Origin of the sequence: Kitasatospora sp. NPDC058170, assembly GCF_042883905.1 — a bacterium.
GTDB lineage: Bacteria > Actinomycetota > Actinomycetes > Streptomycetales > Streptomycetaceae > Kitasatospora.
Map to the genome: position 1 here is coordinate 1 of NZ_JBHVUV010000090.1, position 1,637 is coordinate 1,637.

Sequence of the window (1,637 nt, forward strand, 5' to 3'; positions counted from 1 at the left end):
GACGACCCGATCGCCATCGTCGGCATGGCCTGCCGCTTCCCCGGCGGAGTCACCTCCCCCGAAGACCTCTGGCAACTCGTCGCCGACGGCCGGGAGGGGATCACCCCGTTCCCGTCGAACCGCGGGTGGGACCTGGAGGACTTCTTCGACGACGACTCCGAGCGCCCGGGGACGTCCTACTGCCGCGAGGCCGGGTTCCTGCACGAGGCCGGGATGTTCGACGCCGGGTTCTTCGGGATCTCGCCGCGTGAGGCGCTGGCGGTCGACCCGCAGCAGCGGCTGCTGCTGGAGACCTCCTGGGAGGCGATCGAGGGCGCCGGCATCGACCCCAGGTCGCTGCGCGGCAGCAGCACCGGCGTCTACTCCGGGATGATGTACCACGACTACCAGCCGTCGATGGCCGCCGTGCCCGACGAGTTGGAAGGCATGATCGCCACCGGTAGCGCGGGCAGCGTGGCCTCCGGCCGGGTCTCCTACACCCTCGGCCTCGAGGGCCCGGCGGTCACCATCGACACCGCCTGCTCCTCCTCGCTCGTCGCCATGCACCTCGCCGCGCAGGCGTTGCGGCAGGGCGAGTGCGACCTCGCGCTCGCCGGCGGCGTGACCGTGATGGCCACCCCGGTGGCCTTCGTGGAGTTCAGCCGCCAGCGCGGTCTGGCGCCGAACGGGCGCTGCAAGCCGTTCTCCTCCTCGGCCGACGGCACCTCCTGGGCCGAGGGCGTCGGCGTCCTGGTCCTGGAGCGGCTGTCCAAGGCCAAGGCCAACGGCCACCGCGTGCTGGCCGTGGTCCGCGGCTCGGCGGTCAACCAGGACGGCGCGAGCAACGGCCTGACCGCCCCCAACGGCCCCTCGCAGGAGCGGGTGATCCGCCAGGCCCTCGCCCAGGCCGGACTGGCAGCCGCCGAGGTGGACGCCGTCGAGGCGCACGGCACCGGCACCTCGCTGGGTGACCCGATCGAGGCCAACGCGCTGCTCGCCACCTACGGCCAGGAGCGCGAAGAGCCGCTCTGGCTGGGCTCGTTGAAGTCCAACATCGGCCACGCCCAGGCGGCGGCCGGCGTGGGCGGCGTGATCAAGATGGTCATGGCGATGCAGCACGGCGTGCTGCCGCAGACCCTGAACCTGGAGGAGCCGACCCCGCACGTCGACTGGACCGCGGGCGCCGTCGAACTGCTGGCGGAACAGCGGGACTGGCCGCAGACCGGCCGCCCCCGCCGGGCGGGCGTGTCCTCGTTCGGCATCGGCGGCACCAACGCCCACGTCATCCTGGAACAGGGCGACACCGCGGACGCGGCGCAGGCCGCCGAGGCCGAAGGCCCGACCGCGTGGGTGCTGTCCGCGACCGACGGGGAGTCGCTGCGCCGACAGGCCGCGCGGGTGACCGAATTCGTCGACCGTCAGCCGGAGTTGTCCCCGGGCTCGGTGGCCAGGGCGCTGGACGGTCGGACGCTGTTCGGTCGTCGGGCGGTGGTGGTCGGCTCACACCGTGAGGAGTTGTTGGCCGGTCTGGCGGCTCTGGCCCGTGGTGAGGAGGCTCCCGGTCTGGTGACCGGTACGGCCCCGGAGGGCGGTGGACGGACGGTGTTCGTCTTCCCCGGCCAGGGTTCCCAGTGGGCCGGGATGGGCCGTGACCTCTA

The 1,637-nt window shown here is 73.1% G+C and carries 1 protein-coding gene; it reads left to right on the forward strand.

Annotation, left to right across the window (positions count from 1 at the left end; all coding sequences use genetic code 11):
- The coding region (locus ACFVVX_RS37955; protein ID WP_387952733.1) for a type I polyketide synthase at window positions 1-1,637 on the forward strand (1,637 nt) is incomplete at both ends.